A 13,636-nucleotide genomic window follows, 5' to 3' on the forward strand; every position below is an offset into this window, starting at 1 on the left:
GGCTGAAATCCTGACCTCTGGCGGCATACATTACAAAATACAAGGAGATCACTATGACGACAATTCGTGATATCGCTCGACTGGCTGATTGTTCTGTCACAACAGTTTCTCGTGTCTTGAACCGTCACCCCTATGTATCTGAAGAAAAAAGAAACCTTATCCTCCAACTCATTGATGAGCTAGACTATGTGCCCAGTGCACAAGCCAGAGATTTGAGTTATGGCTTATCAAAAAATATTGGTGTACTGATTCCTTATGCCAATGTCGCTTACTACGATAAAATCATCAGTGGCATTTTGAAGGCAGCCTTTAAGAAGGACTATAAAATCACTCTTTTACCAACGAACTACGATTTGGAAAAGGAACATCACTATCTGAAACAGCTCGCTGCAAAAGCTTTTGACGGACTGATCATCACATCAAAGCGGACCTCGTTTGACACGATTCAGCAGCATGTAAAATATGGACCTATCGTTTGCTGTGAAGATACCGGTAATTACCCGATTTCCGCTGTTTCTTTCAGCAGAGAAGAATCTTATGTAGAGGTTTTTGATTATTTTAAGCAAAAAGGCTTTTCTCATATTGGCCTTGCTGTCGGACGACCTCAATCGATCAGCCCAAGCACTGCTTTGATGATGAAAGCACATAAAACAGTCTTCGGGCGCTTTCCAGATGAAGACTTGATTATTCCTGATTGCCGAAACTATGCGAGTGGCATAACTGCTGGAAACCGATTTGCTCAGCTCCCTCAGCTAGATGCCGTCTTTGCCAATAGTGATGAAGTAGCGGCAGGGATTCTTCAATCTATCGATGCCACTTCTGTAGAAATCATCGGTGAGGAAAATCTGCTTGCCAGTCATTTGCTGAATTTTTCCACCGTCGATCACCATTTGGATCGTTGCGGAGAAGAAGCATTCCGTCTGCTATTCGAGCAAACAAATACTCGAATCGCCATCCCTTATCGATTTATCAAACGTTAAAAGACAACGGCAGATCACTCCGCCGTTGTCTTTTCTGTTTTATTCTGTTTTCTCTTTTTTCTTTTATAGATATAAACTAGTAGAAGAACCAGCCCAATCAAGAAATACAGCACATTGCTTGCCACAAAAACAAGAATATTTTCTGCTGCTTTTATCCAAAACAGCTTCTGTTCCTCAAAATTCCCTGAAATCCGCGTGAAAACAGAAGGACTTCCCTGTTTCTTCTCTACTTTATTCACTTCATCGATCGATAGCTCTACAGTCACATAGTCCACTTGATTATCAATGCCTTTATTTGAACGAACGAGAGTTTCTCGCTCTGCTCGAATCGTAGATAGCCGCTCCTGAATCTTCAACATATCCTCCAGCTTTTCACTTTTTCCTAGCATATCCAACAAGGCGTTTTCTTCTGTTTCCAAAGCTTTGATCCGGCTCTCATTATCTGTATACTGTGAAGAATAGTTCTCCGTTCGAGCATTTTCATCGACCGTATCGCCAATTCCACGAAGCTTCTCCAGCGTTTCTTTACCGCCGTTTCCTTCTTCCGGAATTCGAATTTTATAATACGCCGATTGCAAATCACCCGACCAGTTGCTACGACTCGATGTCTCGATATAGCTGCCGCTCTCCTCGATCAACTTTTCTATCTTATTGATATCGCCGGAAAAATCTGTTGTTTGCTTTGAGTAGTCATAGAAGTGTGCAATCTTACCAGAAACAGCAGTTGGAGTCCCATCCGCTTTTGCTTTAGTTGCTTCGCCGTCCCCAGTAACGGCTGTCTCTGAATCCGGAGCGGTTGCTTCCTCCATCTTCATCATACCTTCTTCTGTGGGCGCAACCTCTTGGGTAGCCTTATCATAAGAATATTCGACGGTTTGCTGCTGTGACCAGATAATGCTCGTGCTAACAAGTAAAAATAGTGCAACCGCCCCTACTAGGTATAGTGTTCGTCTACGGAATTTCTTTTTCATTCGTTTTATCGCTGTCTTCATTCTCTCCCACAGTGTGACCTTTTCTGGTACAGCCGTTACCTTTTCAATAATTCGTGTAAGCTCTGTTTCCGGAACGTCTATTGCGTCCCATTGCTGTTTCCACTCTTGATTCAGTTTCATTGCGCTCCCTCCTCAAGATAGCCTTTTAATTTCGCTCTCGCCTCATGCAGCTTATATTTCGTTGTTCCCAAGGGCTCATCCAGAACTGCACTGATCTCTTTCACTTTTCTGCCATAGAAATAATGAAGAATCGTTACCTCCTGCAGATGCTGAGGCAACCTTCGTATTCCTTCATAAATGTCCAAATGCTCTTCCTTTGATAGCCCTTTTTCAGGATCACAAACCTGCTCGTCCACTTCTTCCATAAACGAAGTTTTTTTCAAATGATCCAGAGACGTAAAAATCACAACACGCACTGCCCAAGTCGTGAAATACTCAGGGAATTGAAGGGTATCTATTTTCTTCATGATTTTAATCACCGCGTCCTGCACAATATCCAGTGCATCCGCTTCATTCTTTACATAGAGAAATGCCGTTTTGTATAATTGCTGATAATGTTCCTTTAAAAGTACCTCTAATGCCTCACGACTTCCGGCAATTGCTTTTTCAACCAGCACATTCTTCATTTTTTCACCTTCTTTGCTTATTAGACGATCCCGCGATCAAAAAGGTTGGAAACTTTTTTATTTTCTTCATCACATTGATTATACAGAACTTCTACCCAAAGAATCGCCTTATCCTCAAAAAATGAACAATAGGTGTTCACTAAATTTGCCCCTTCCTTTTTGAAAGGAATCGTTTCACATAAGATATATTTCTTATTTTTACTTCACACACCATTCCATTATCTGCTCTTATCAAGTAAAGCTGGTTTAGCGATATGCTTCACCTTGAGTTCCTTAAGCGGAAAAGGCTGCCTCGTGATGTCAACGCTATTTTTTAAATGCTACTTACCATTGATAGTCTTGGCTTCCCCCTCTCGATTGTTCCTTGATCAACAAAAAAACAGCAAGCTTCTTTTCGAAACCTGCTGCTTCTACCTTCCATCACTACGTTATCAAGTTACCATAATTCTTTAGACTATGTTTCTGATTCTCTTCCCTGATGTTTCACTTACAAATCAGCCGAAGTGAATACCTCAGAAACATCGTCGTCATCCTCTAGCTTATCGATCAAGCCCTGCAGCTTTTCGTTCTGTTCATCCGTTAATGTCACAAGTGTTTGAGGAAGCATCGTCAGCTCCGCTTGAGCAAATGTATATCCCTGCTCCTGCAGTTGATCTCTAACATCCGCAAAATCTTCAGGAGCCGTATAAATCTCAAATACCTCCTCCGAAGTTTCCAAATCCTCAGCTCCGGCTTCAAGTACTTGCTCCAACAGCGTATCCTCATCCACCGCGAGTCCTGCTCTTTCAATAACAAAATAGCCCTTACGGTCAAACATATAGCTGACTGAGCCGCTTTCTCCTAACGTGCCGCCGTTTCTATTGAACGCCGTCCGAACATTCGTCCCCGTCCGATTCCGGTTATCTGTCAATGCGTATACAAGAATCGCTGAACCACCGGGACCATATCCTTCATAAGTGATTTCATCATAATGCTCATTATCACCTGAACTGCTCGCTTTTTTCAACGCACGATCAATATTGTCGTTTGGCATATTCGCTGCCTTCGCCTTATCAATGACCATACGTAACGAGGGATTCGTTGCTGCATCCGTTCCACCAGCCTTCGCAGCCATGTATATTTCTCTGGAAAGCTTCTGAAATATTTTGCCTCTTTTCGCATCTTGTGCATTTTTTCGCCCTTGAATATTTTTCCACTTACTATGTCCAGCCATGTCACGTCCTCCTTCAACTATGCTTCTCTATCATTGTACTATCTTTTCTTTTATGTGCAAGCACATGGGAAAAACAAAGAAGGTTATAAACGAAGGCTTCTCTCCATTCATAACCTTACCTATTTTACTTTTTCCGGCTTTTCAAGCCAACAATCAACAAACATAACACTACCGCTGTCAATGCACCAATCGAATCTAGCGCAATGTCTTGAAACAAAGGTGAGCGTCCACCTGTAAACATCTGATGCAGCTCATCCAGCGCAGCATATCCCGTAGCCGCCAGCCATGAAACCACCGCTGTCAGCCCCAATTGATTGATACGCGGCTTCAACCCCAGAAACCAACTTCCTGCTAAAAGAAAGTAGGTACCGAAGTGAGCACCCTTACGAATAAAAAATTCGATGAAGCTAAAATAGCCACTTGCCTGAATACTTACTTCCTGAGAAGCATAGACAAACGAGACCCCACTTAAACGATCCTTAAATGGCTCATCCACTAATAAACGCCGTAATAAATCGATTTGAGACTGTTCTTCATAGGTCTGTGAAGAGCTATAAAATAGAATTCCCATGATAATAAATGCTATGACTAAATATAAATTGCTGTTTTTTAGTAAACCTTTCATTTTATCACCCCACCTCATTAATAGTAGCCTTTTTCTCTGTAAGAAACAATGGGTTTTGCTATAATAGACAAATAACAATGAAAAAGAAAGAAGGGTGTTTTATGAGTTATTCCCTTATTTGGGATTTAGACAGTATCTTTTCCGGAGGCAGCTCCTCACCAGCGTTAAAAAATCGCATGGAAAAGCTAAAGGAAGAAACCGACCAGTATCAAACAAGCATACGTAGTTGGAAACCAACCGAGTCTGGAATGGAAGAGCCGCTAAAAGAAATCATCGCCTTACAAAGTACGCTAACGAACGGTTTTAGTCAATGTAGCAGTTATATCAATGCCTTGTTGGCTGCCAATACAAATGACAGCGCAGCAAAAGTATTACTAGGCTCTCTCAACGATCTGTACCCCGGCCTACAGCTGGGCGATACGTTACTAAAAAAGAAATTAACCGAAATCCAGCCGGAGCAATGGCAGAAGCTCACCCATCAACAAGCATTTCAACCCATCGCCTTTCGACTAAATGAACTACGTAAAGAAGGACAACGCCTACTCTCAGAAAAAGAGGAGAATATTATCAACACGCTTTCTCTAAATGGATTGATTGCTTGGAGCGGTCATTATGACACCATCGTATCTACTCTTTCGATTCCACATACTGAAAAAGACGGTACGGTCGTTCAGCTGTCAGCAGGACAAGCGTTCAATCGAATGACCAGCGATCCTGATGCAGCTGTTCGCCAAGAATTATTTGATAAATGGGAAGCAGCTTGGACTGAAAAAGCCCCAATACTAGCAGATACACTTAACCATTTAGATGGCTTTCGCCTCAGTGAATATCAGCTTCACGGAATGGATGATTTTCTGGAAAATCCATTGACCTATAACCGTATGAGTGAAAAAACCTTACAAACCATGTGGCAGGTCATTACTAAAAATAAACAGCATTTTATCGATTACTTAACTCGAAAAGCCCAGCTATTCGGAAAAGAAAAAATGGATTGGCAGGATCAGGATGCTCCTGTGATCTTGGGCGAGCTAGAGGAAAAGACCTTCTCCTTTGACGAAGCGGCATCATTCATTTTGAAAAACTTCGAAAAATTCAGCCCAAAGATGGAACAGTTCGCAAAAGAAGTCTTTGAAAAAAGCTGGATAGAAGCAGAAGATCGCCCTGGGAAACGCCCTGGCGGCTACTGTACTGAATTACCGGAAACTCAGGAATCCCGTATCTTCATGACTTTCGGGGGCTCCATAAATGAAGTGGCTACTCTAGCTCATGAGCTTGGCCATGCCTTTCACAGCAGTGTGATGTGGGATCTACCTACATTGAATCGTGATTACGCAATGAATGTCGCAGAAACAGCCAGCACTTTCGCTGAATTAATCGTTGCAGACGCTTCCTTGAAGACAGCAAAAACGACTGAAGAAAAAATCAACCTACTGGATGCCAAGCTGCAAAATGCTAACGCTATGTTTATGAATATCCATGCCCGGTTTATCTTTGAAACAAACTACTATCAAGCGAGAAAAGAAGGGCTATTGACTGAAGAACAGATAACTGAGTTGATGCTCTCTGCTCAAAAGGAAAGCTATCAGGAATCCCTGAATCAATACCATCCGCATTTCTGGGCAAGCAAGCTGCATTTCTTTATTGATGATGTGCCGTTCTATAACTTCCCATATACCTTTGGCTATCTATTCAGTATGGGTATCTATGCCATCGCTCAACAAAGCGGAGCTGATTTTGAAGATAAATACATTGATTTGTTGCGTGATACAGCTTCCATGACTTCGGAAGAATTAGCGCAAAAGCACTTGCAGATTGATTTGACCAAACCAGACTTCTGGCAGCATGCAGTTGATCTAGTCATCGCAGATATCAATGAATTCTTAGCATTAACTGAAAATTATAAATAGAATATACAACTGACTAAAAGCTCCCCATTCAAAAAGCTTTTAGTCAGTTTTTCTATATCGCTTCCTCACTGCTCCTTATTAAAAAAATGATTTTATGTTAGACACAAAAAAAAGATCTGGAAAATTCCAGATCTTTTTGATTATTCATTTGAATTACATACGTACAGCAAAGCTTGGCATGTATGAACCAGTGTTACCGTAACATACGCCATCGCTTGGATTAGCAGCATGAATGAAGCCGCCTCCGCCAGTAGCAATTGCTACGTGCCAAGAAGCTCCCGGTGAACCCCAGAAGTATAAGTCTCCCGCCTGTGCCTCAGATACAGAAATACGAGTTCCCGCACCTTCTTGAGCAACAGTATAGCCACCCACATTACGACCTTGAGAAGTCATATATGCGTAGTAAACCAATCCTGAACAGTCAAAGCTATTCGGACCTTTTGCACCCCAAACATATGATTTACCAACCTGTGCCGCTGCTATAGAAACAGCTGACCCACCAGTTGCAGGTGGTGCTGGTGTTGGCTCCGGAGTTGGTGTTGGCTCTGGAGTTGGTGTCGGTGTTGGCGTCGGATCCGGAGTTGGTGTAGGTGTCGGATCTGGCGTTGGCGCCGGCGTTGGTTCTGGGTTAGGCGTTGGTGCAGGTGTTTCGTTTCCACCATTATTACCTGTATTTGTTGGTGTTTCATTATTTGTTGAATTAGTCGTATCTTCTGTTGCTTGTGTTTGATTTTCAGCCACAGCTGGTGCTGCAACTGCTGCTGCAAGAGCTTGCTCTGCTGCTACTTTAGCCGCTTGTTCTTGTTGTGCCACTAAAGCTCGTTGCGCTTCTGCTTCTGCTTTTTGCTGAACCAATGATGCTTTTTGATCTTCAGCAGTTGCACGTTCAGCCGCAAGACCCGTTTGTAGAATTTCTAAGTCAAGCTGTGATTTGATAATATCGCCCTTTTGAGCTTCCAAAGCAATTTGATTTTCTTCAATTTGTTTTGATTTTTCATCATTTTCAGCTTTTTTCGCTTCTACAGCCTGTTGATCTGCTCTTTGTTGTTGAACCAAATCATTGTTCGCACCGATGATTGTTGACATGGCTTGAACACGTGTAATTGCATCTGAGAATGAATCAGCGGATAAAATCGCATCCATGTAGCTTAGGTTCCCATTTACTTGAACGTCGCGTGCTTGACCTTGAATAGCCTCTTCACGTTTTTCGATACGTTTTGTTAAATCAGCAATTTCTGTTTCAAGAGTCGCTGTTTGCTCTCTCAATTCAGTTTGCTGTCCTTGTAGCTCATCTGATTGTACAGCAATTGCTGCAATTTCATTTTGTAAAGAAGCGATCTGTGTTTGAACAGTTGCTTCCTGTGATTTCAACCCACTAATTTTTTGGTCCTGTTGTTGAATATTCGAATCAACATCATCCGCGAATACAGTTGTAGAAGGTCCAATTGTTGAAAGTACTAATGTGCTTAGCATTAGCATCGGTATTACACTTTTCTTCACTATTCATTCCTCCGACAAATTATTTAAAATTAACTTTAACAGTAAAAAATTCTTTTTTCAATTAATGACTCCATCAGTTTAACATATTCCCATGTCATACAGATAATAGAAATATTACAAAAATGTTTCAAATAGGAGAAAAATTGGAAAATTCTCTTCTAGTAATCCATCTTCCGTGTTTGCAATAAAAATAAGCATTCTCATTTAGCCAATCCATCTCCGTATGGATTACAGAGTATACAAAGAAAACGGAACAATTACATTGCTCCGTTCTCCATTATTTGTCTATTTAATCTAGCCTGGGAAACGCCAAACCACTGCTCTGAAATTAGCCGGTGGTGCCGGAGTCCATCCTTTTGTTGTAGAGACATAACCAGATCCTCCTGGATTATTCGCTTCTACAATGTGCAGTGTCCCATTGCTGACACCAACGATCAATACTGTATGAACGCCGCCAATCCAGCCTTCCGGAGTATAGATATTTTCATACTGAATAACATCTCCTGGTTTTATCTCAGATAATGAGACCTGAGTTGCTCCAGAAGCTGAATAACCACTATGAGGTCCGCCCACAGCAAAATTGATGCCGCCCGCATTCAGCCAACGACGAACGGAAACCAAACATTCTCCCTGTGCGCCCCATCCAGTCGGATAGCTATTTCCTACATCAGCCAAGGCTGCACTGATTGCTGCTTGCTTAGCAGAAGAAACCTCGCCTGCACTCTCAGGTATAGAAACATCCATCCCATTACTGCCGCCTGTAGAAGGGGACTGTTCAGGCGTAACGATTGTCGTTGTTCTTCCATCCTCTTCGATAGCGTTTGTTGTTTTGTTTGCGGCTAATATTTCTTGGGCAATTCGTTCTGCTTCTTCTTGTTTTTTCTTTTGCGCCGCTTGTTCATCTGCTAACTTCTTCTCAGCCGCTTCTTTTTGTGAGATATATTCAGATTTCTTGCCTTCTTCTGTTGCACGCTGTGCCTCTAAATCATTTTTAGCAATTTCTTGCTGAATCTTCAATGTATCTAAAGAATCTTGCTTTTCCTTCAAGTCATCTTCTGCTTTTTCCAAAGCTGAAATCTGACCTTCAACAACCTTCGTCTTTTCTTCTACTGTTGTTTTATCGTCTGTTTGCTGCTCCAACAAATCGTTGTTCGCATTCACCAAAGTTGTAAGTCCCTGTACTTTTGTCAGGGCATCAGAAATAGACTCAGAATTCAACAACACTTCAAGATAGCTCGTCCCATTCCCACTCACCTGAACATCTCGTGCCTGTTTCTGCATCTGAACATCTCTTTTTTGAATCCGAACATTCAAATCGGATATTTCATTATAAAGAGCTTTGATTTCTTCTGTTAAAACTTCTTTTGTTTCGGATAACTCTTCGATCTTATCGGCAGTTGTTTCCAATTCCGCTTCGATTTTCGCTAATTCAGCTTCTGCTTCCGCTTCTTTTGATTTTAATTCATCGATTTTCTGATCCTGCTCTTTAATTTGAGTATCGTAATCCGTTGCATTCACAGTCACTGGTAAGCTTACTGCTGTCAGTACCATCGAGCAAACCATCAAGGTAGATAAAAGATTCTTTTTCACTAAATTATTCCTCCGAATTTATGCATAAATGCGTATATAATTTCACTGTTCATTATTTTTCTAGTTTCGCAACATTCAAATTGTAACATAGATTTGTGTCATCTATATAAAGATAATGTTACAAAACTGTTTCACGAGAACTGATAAAATAACGTATATTATAATAAATTAATAAAAAACATAACAAAAAAAGAGACTATTTTGTAGAAAAAAGTCTCTTCAGTGGATAGAAAAATAACACAAATATTAACATGTTAAACAGCAGTGTCGGTCCCAACACACGTGTTACGAATATGATTGGTCCAACTTTGGATAAGTGGAAAATCACCTGTAACGCAACAGCAATCAACTCATAACTGGTAACAAATATGACCATTCCGAAAAAAGCAGTAGGGATATTTGTCTCTACGATCCCTTGAAATGTATACATCAATACTACCGTACTAACCAGAGCGACTGTATAAATACCCAATACACCTAAATAGTAACTATCACAAATCAATCCAATAACAAGAGCGCTAATAATAACATAACTTTTGGATAAATTTGGAATCAGCAACAAATAGACTAAAAGTAAAAGATGGGCACTCGGATAGTATGCATTATCCAATAAATTTTCTGCTCCCATTGATAACTGACCATCAATCAACAACAAGAGAAAGAGCAGGGCAGGTGCAAAGTATTTTACTTTTTCCTTTGGAATCATTCATTTCCCCCTGCCGATCTTTGAATAATTGTCACAACAGAAATCCCGTTACCATATAGGCTTGCATAAGGCTTAACATACACTTCACGATCCAAGCCATATTGATCTGGCTCTACCTTTTCGACTGTTCCTATCGGAAGATTAGCGGGTGAATTGCCACCTAATCCAGATGTCTGTACAACAGAACCTACAGTGATTTCAGCATCACCAGTTAGCTGTGTTGCGACCAAGGCCTGTTCTTTATCATTAAATTCCTTCAACAATCCGTAGGAATCCCCTGCTTCCGAACTGATACGTATTGGAAAATGATTGGAATTTTGATTTTTTGACGTAAGTAATTCGACCTTCGACGACAAGGTATTCACTTCAATTACACGACCAATCAGACCTTTTTGTGCCAGAACGGCCATGTTTACTTCAATACCATCTGCACTGCCCTTATCAACAATCATGATATCTTGCCATGTATCCGGTGAACGACTCACAACATTGGCTGTTACCTTTTCATAGTCTGTCAAGGTTTCATTTAAGGCTAGTTCGCCTTTTAATTCTTCAATTTCTTTCTTGTAATTATCATTTTGAATCGCCAACTCATTATAACTGTCGATTTTGGTTTTCAAGCGCTGGTTTTCATCATATGTATTAAATAAATCTGTTAATGAACCCAGACTTCCCGCAACTGCTTTTGCAGGTGCTGAGATCATCTTATCGATAAGGCCTACACCATCATTTACGGCAGACTGAACAATATTGTTCTTCCCTCCTGCTCGCTGAGCGGCAGTTAGACTAATCACAATAACAACGATAATTACTAATATTAAAGTAATGATTATATTTTTATTTGGGTTGAATTTTTTCACTACGACACCTCAGATAGTCTTCAAACTGATAGCCTTAATTTTACCACTATTTCCATACAAACAAAAGAGGCGCAAGCGCTCTTTAACTTTTTTTATCATTTTTTACAATAAGGAAAAACGAACGGGTTGTTTGCTTCTACGCCCCATTCGTTTTTCAGATAATCAGATTTTATTCATCTATCATTTATTTTTCTTTGTTTTCTTCGTTCAACATCGCTTTTCTTGAGATATTGACACGGCCTTGTTTATCGATTTCTGTTACTTTCACAAGTATTTCATCACCAAGCTTCACAACATCTTCCACATTGTTTACACGCTCATTAGCAAGCTGAGAAATATGAACCAAGCCATCTTTGCCTTTGATCAGGTTAACAAACGCGCCGAATTTTTCGATTCGAACAACTTTCCCTAAGTAGACTTGACCAACTTCCACTTCTTTTGTCAACTCTTCAATGATCTTGATTGCTTTTTGAATCATCTCAGCATCGGCAGAAGCAATACTTACATTTCCTTCTTGATCGATGTCGATTTTCACGCCTGTTTCATCGATGATTCCGTTGATTGTTTCGCCGCCTTTACCAATAACATCTTTGATCTTGGCAGGTTTGATTTGAATCATTTCGATCTTCGGTGCGTACTGGCTAAGCTCTTCACGAGGTGCGCTCAATGTTGATGTAAGCTCTGCAAGGATTTCCATGCGGGCTTTCTTCGCTTGAGTCAATGCCTCAGTTAAGATTTGTTCGGTAATCCCTTGAATCTTGATATCCATTTGCAATGCAGTGATACCATCTTTTGTACCAGCAACTTTGAAGTCCATGTCGCCTAAATGATCTTCCAACCCTTGAATATCTGTCAAGATTGTGTAGTTTTCACCATCGCTGACCAAGCCCATTGCAATACCGGCAACAGGTGCTTTAATCGGCACACCTGCATCCATTAATGCCAGGATACCGGCACAGATGCTTGCCTGTGAAGAAGAGCCATTTGATTCTAATACTTCAGAAACAACACGGATTGTGTAAGGGAAATCTGCTTCACTCGGAATAACCTGCGCCATCGCACGCTCTCCTAATGCACCATGTCCGATTTCACGACGACCTGGTGATCCGGCACGTCCTGTTGAACCAACAGAGAATTGTGGGAAATTATAATGGTGGATAAATCGTTTGCTATCTTCCAGACCCAGACCATCAATGATTTGGTGTTCACCTAATGGCGCCAATGTACAAATAGACAAGGCTTGAGTTTGTCCACGAGTAAACAGACCGGAACCATGCACACGAGGTAGGACACCTACTTCTGATGCAAGTGGACGGATTTCATCCAGTTTACGACCATCAGGACGAATTTTATCGATCGTGATCAGCTCGCGCACAACATCTTTTTCAAGATCTTCTGCAATTTGTTTTACTTCTTTTTTGATTTGATCCAAGTCTTCTGACTCAGCAAATTTTTCAGCATAAACTTCTTTTACTTGATCTTTGACAGCCTCGATATTGTCCTCACGAGCAAGCTTCTCTTCTGTCATTACAGCTTCTTTCATTGTGCCATAATATGCCGCAAAAATTTCTTTTTTCAGGTCAGCATCCACTTGTAGAAGTTTTACTTCCATCTTAGGTTTACCAACAGCTGCTACAATTTCCTCTTGGAAAGCAACAAGTTCTTTGATTGCATCAAACCCGAATAGTAATGCGCCCAACATATCTTCTTCAGAAACTTCTTTTGCGCCACTTTCAACCATGTTGATTGCTTTTTTTGTACCGGCAACGGTTAATTCAATGTCCGTTTTTTCTGCCTGCTCAGTCGTTGGATTCAATACGTATTCGCCGTCTACACGACCAACGTTTACACCAGCGATCGGTCCTGCAAATGGGATATCTGAAATTGCCAACGCTAATGAAGAACCAAACATCGCTGCCATTTCAGGCGTACAATCCTGTTCCACACTCATTACAACGTTGGTAATCTGTACTTCATTACGGAACCCTTCCGCAAACATGGGACGAATCGGGCGGTCGATCAGACGAGCCGTTAATGTCGCACGTTCACTTGGACGTCCTTCACGTTTGATAAATCCTCCTGGGATTTTACCGACAGCGTACATTTTTTCTTCGTAGTTCACTGTTAGTGGAAAGAAATCAAAATCTCTTGCATCTTTAGAAGCAACAGCTGCACTCAGTACAACGGTATCGCCATAACGAACCAATACTGCACCATTTGCCTGCTTTGCCATTTGACCAATTTCAACTTGCAGAGGGCGTCCGCCCCAAGTGGTTTTAAATACTTGTTTCTCTGACATAAAAAATCTCCTTCTCTCTATTGAAAGTAACTTCGTTATTATCCCAAAAAACGAATTCCTTTCATTTTATACTTTTGTGTCCTTTGTCCTTTTATCAACCATTACGATTGACTGACAACCGGATAAGCTGTTTCTAGTAGTCTAATTCTTCTCTTCACACTAATAGAAACCACGATTTTTCTGCCCTCTGAAAAGCGAGACGCTACTAAACAAATGGAAAAATCCGAGTACGGTTAGATTCTTTCATTTGATTAGTAGAGCTCTGACCAGCTTTCCAAAATGCAGCTACCACCAATTCTTTTCGTTTCTATTCCTTTATCTGCGCCTAGAGGTTCTCA

Annotated in this window: 11 protein-coding genes; 2 read left to right on the top strand and 9 right to left on the bottom strand. The window is 41.0% G+C overall.

The annotated features are described in order from the left end of the window. Positions 1–53: 53 nt before the first annotated feature. Positions 54–980 (top strand): LacI family DNA-binding transcriptional regulator, encoded by a 927-nt coding sequence (locus tag A5888_RS12055; RefSeq protein ID WP_086349491.1) that lies wholly within the window; start codon positions 54–56, stop codon positions 978–980. Between the two features lie 14 nt (positions 981–994). On the opposite strand, the gene A5888_RS12060 is transcribed toward A5888_RS12055, so the two are convergent. The 4 genes from A5888_RS12060 to A5888_RS12075 all read right to left on the bottom strand — a co-directional run bounded on the left by A5888_RS12060 (position 995) and on the right by A5888_RS12075 (position 4,436). Next, positions 995–2,092, bottom strand: coding sequence for a DUF4349 domain-containing protein (locus A5888_RS12060; protein ID WP_086349490.1), 1,098 nt, complete (start codon positions 2,090–2,092; stop codon positions 995–997). Then, positions 2,089–2,598, bottom strand: a complete 510-nt coding sequence (locus tag A5888_RS12065; protein ID WP_086349489.1) for a sigma-70 family RNA polymerase sigma factor — start codon at positions 2,596–2,598, stop codon at positions 2,089–2,091. Before A5888_RS12065 ends, A5888_RS12060 begins: the two co-directional genes overlap by 4 nt. A gap of 487 nt (positions 2,599–3,085) precedes the next feature. Beyond that, positions 3,086–3,811, bottom strand: coding sequence for a YebC/PmpR family DNA-binding transcriptional regulator (locus tag A5888_RS12070; protein WP_086349488.1), 726 nt, complete (start codon positions 3,809–3,811; stop codon positions 3,086–3,088). Between the two features lie 124 nt (positions 3,812–3,935). Beyond that, entirely contained in the window at positions 3,936–4,436 is a 501-nt protein-coding gene (locus A5888_RS12075; protein ID WP_339101635.1) for a VanZ family protein, read from the bottom strand. 101 nt (positions 4,437–4,537) lie between these two features. Between A5888_RS12075 and A5888_RS12080 the strand changes: the two genes are divergently transcribed. Next, positions 4,538–6,343, top strand: coding sequence for a M3 family oligoendopeptidase (locus A5888_RS12080; RefSeq protein WP_086349484.1), 1,806 nt, complete (start codon positions 4,538–4,540; stop codon positions 6,341–6,343). A 153-nt stretch (positions 6,344–6,496) separates the two neighbouring features. Here A5888_RS12080 and A5888_RS12085 read toward each other — a convergent pair whose 3' ends face one another. The 5 genes from A5888_RS12085 to pnp all read right to left on the bottom strand — a co-directional run bounded on the left by A5888_RS12085 (position 6,497) and on the right by pnp (position 13,298). Further along, positions 6,497–7,843, bottom strand: coding sequence for a PcsB-like coiled-coil domain-containing protein (locus tag A5888_RS12085; protein WP_339101636.1), 1,347 nt, complete (start codon positions 7,841–7,843; stop codon positions 6,497–6,499). A gap of 294 nt (positions 7,844–8,137) precedes the next feature. Beyond that, the gene (locus A5888_RS12090) at positions 8,138–9,406 is read right to left on the bottom strand and encodes a coiled-coil domain-containing protein (RefSeq protein WP_170924822.1); all 1,269 of its coding nucleotides are present in this window, start codon (positions 9,404–9,406) and stop codon (positions 8,138–8,140) included. A 223-nt stretch (positions 9,407–9,629) separates the two neighbouring features. After that, complete coding sequence (mreD, locus tag A5888_RS12095) at positions 9,630–10,139, bottom strand: rod shape-determining protein MreD (RefSeq protein ID WP_086349482.1); 510 nt, start codon at positions 10,137–10,139, stop codon at positions 9,630–9,632. Further along, positions 10,136–10,999, bottom strand: coding sequence for a rod shape-determining protein MreC (gene mreC / locus A5888_RS12100; protein ID WP_086349481.1), 864 nt, complete (start codon positions 10,997–10,999; stop codon positions 10,136–10,138). Before mreC ends, mreD begins: the two co-directional genes overlap by 4 nt. Positions 11,000–11,183: 184 nt before the next feature. Continuing rightward, positions 11,184–13,298 (bottom strand): polyribonucleotide nucleotidyltransferase, encoded by a 2,115-nt coding sequence (pnp, locus tag A5888_RS12105; protein WP_086349480.1) that lies wholly within the window; start codon positions 13,296–13,298, stop codon positions 11,184–11,186. Positions 13,299–13,636 lie beyond the last annotated feature (338 nt).

The sequence above is a fragment of the Enterococcus sp. 9E7_DIV0242 genome, assembly GCF_002140975.2.
GTDB classification, from domain to species: Bacteria; Bacillota; Bacilli; order Lactobacillales; family Enterococcaceae; genus Enterococcus_L; species Enterococcus_L clewellii.

Bases quoted from the DNA above. Each gene is read 5' to 3' on its own strand.
- A5888_RS12090 (WP_170924822.1), bottom strand. From the start codon at position 9,406: ATGGTTTGCTCGATGGTACTGACAGCAGTAAGCTTACCAGTGACTGTG.
- A5888_RS12060 (WP_086349490.1), bottom strand. From the start codon at position 2,092: ATGAAACTGAATCAAGAGTGGAAACAGCAATGGGACGCAATAGACGTT.
- mreD (WP_086349482.1), bottom strand. From the start codon at position 10,139: ATGATTCCAAAGGAAAAAGTAAAATACTTTGCACCTGCCCTGCTCTTT.
- A5888_RS12080 (WP_086349484.1), top strand. From the start codon at position 4,538: ATGAGTTATTCCCTTATTTGGGATTTAGACAGTATCTTTTCCGGAGGC.
- A5888_RS12055 (WP_086349491.1), top strand. From the start codon at position 54: ATGACGACAATTCGTGATATCGCTCGACTGGCTGATTGTTCTGTCACA.
- A5888_RS12070 (WP_086349488.1), bottom strand. From the start codon at position 3,811: ATGGCTGGACATAGTAAGTGGAAAAATATTCAAGGGCGAAAAAATGCA.
- pnp (WP_086349480.1), bottom strand. From the start codon at position 13,298: ATGTCAGAGAAACAAGTATTTAAAACCACTTGGGGCGGACGCCCTCTG.
- A5888_RS12065 (WP_086349489.1), bottom strand. From the start codon at position 2,598: ATGAAGAATGTGCTGGTTGAAAAAGCAATTGCCGGAAGTCGTGAGGCA.
- A5888_RS12075 (WP_339101635.1), bottom strand. From the start codon at position 4,436: ATGAAAGGTTTACTAAAAAACAGCAATTTATATTTAGTCATAGCATTT.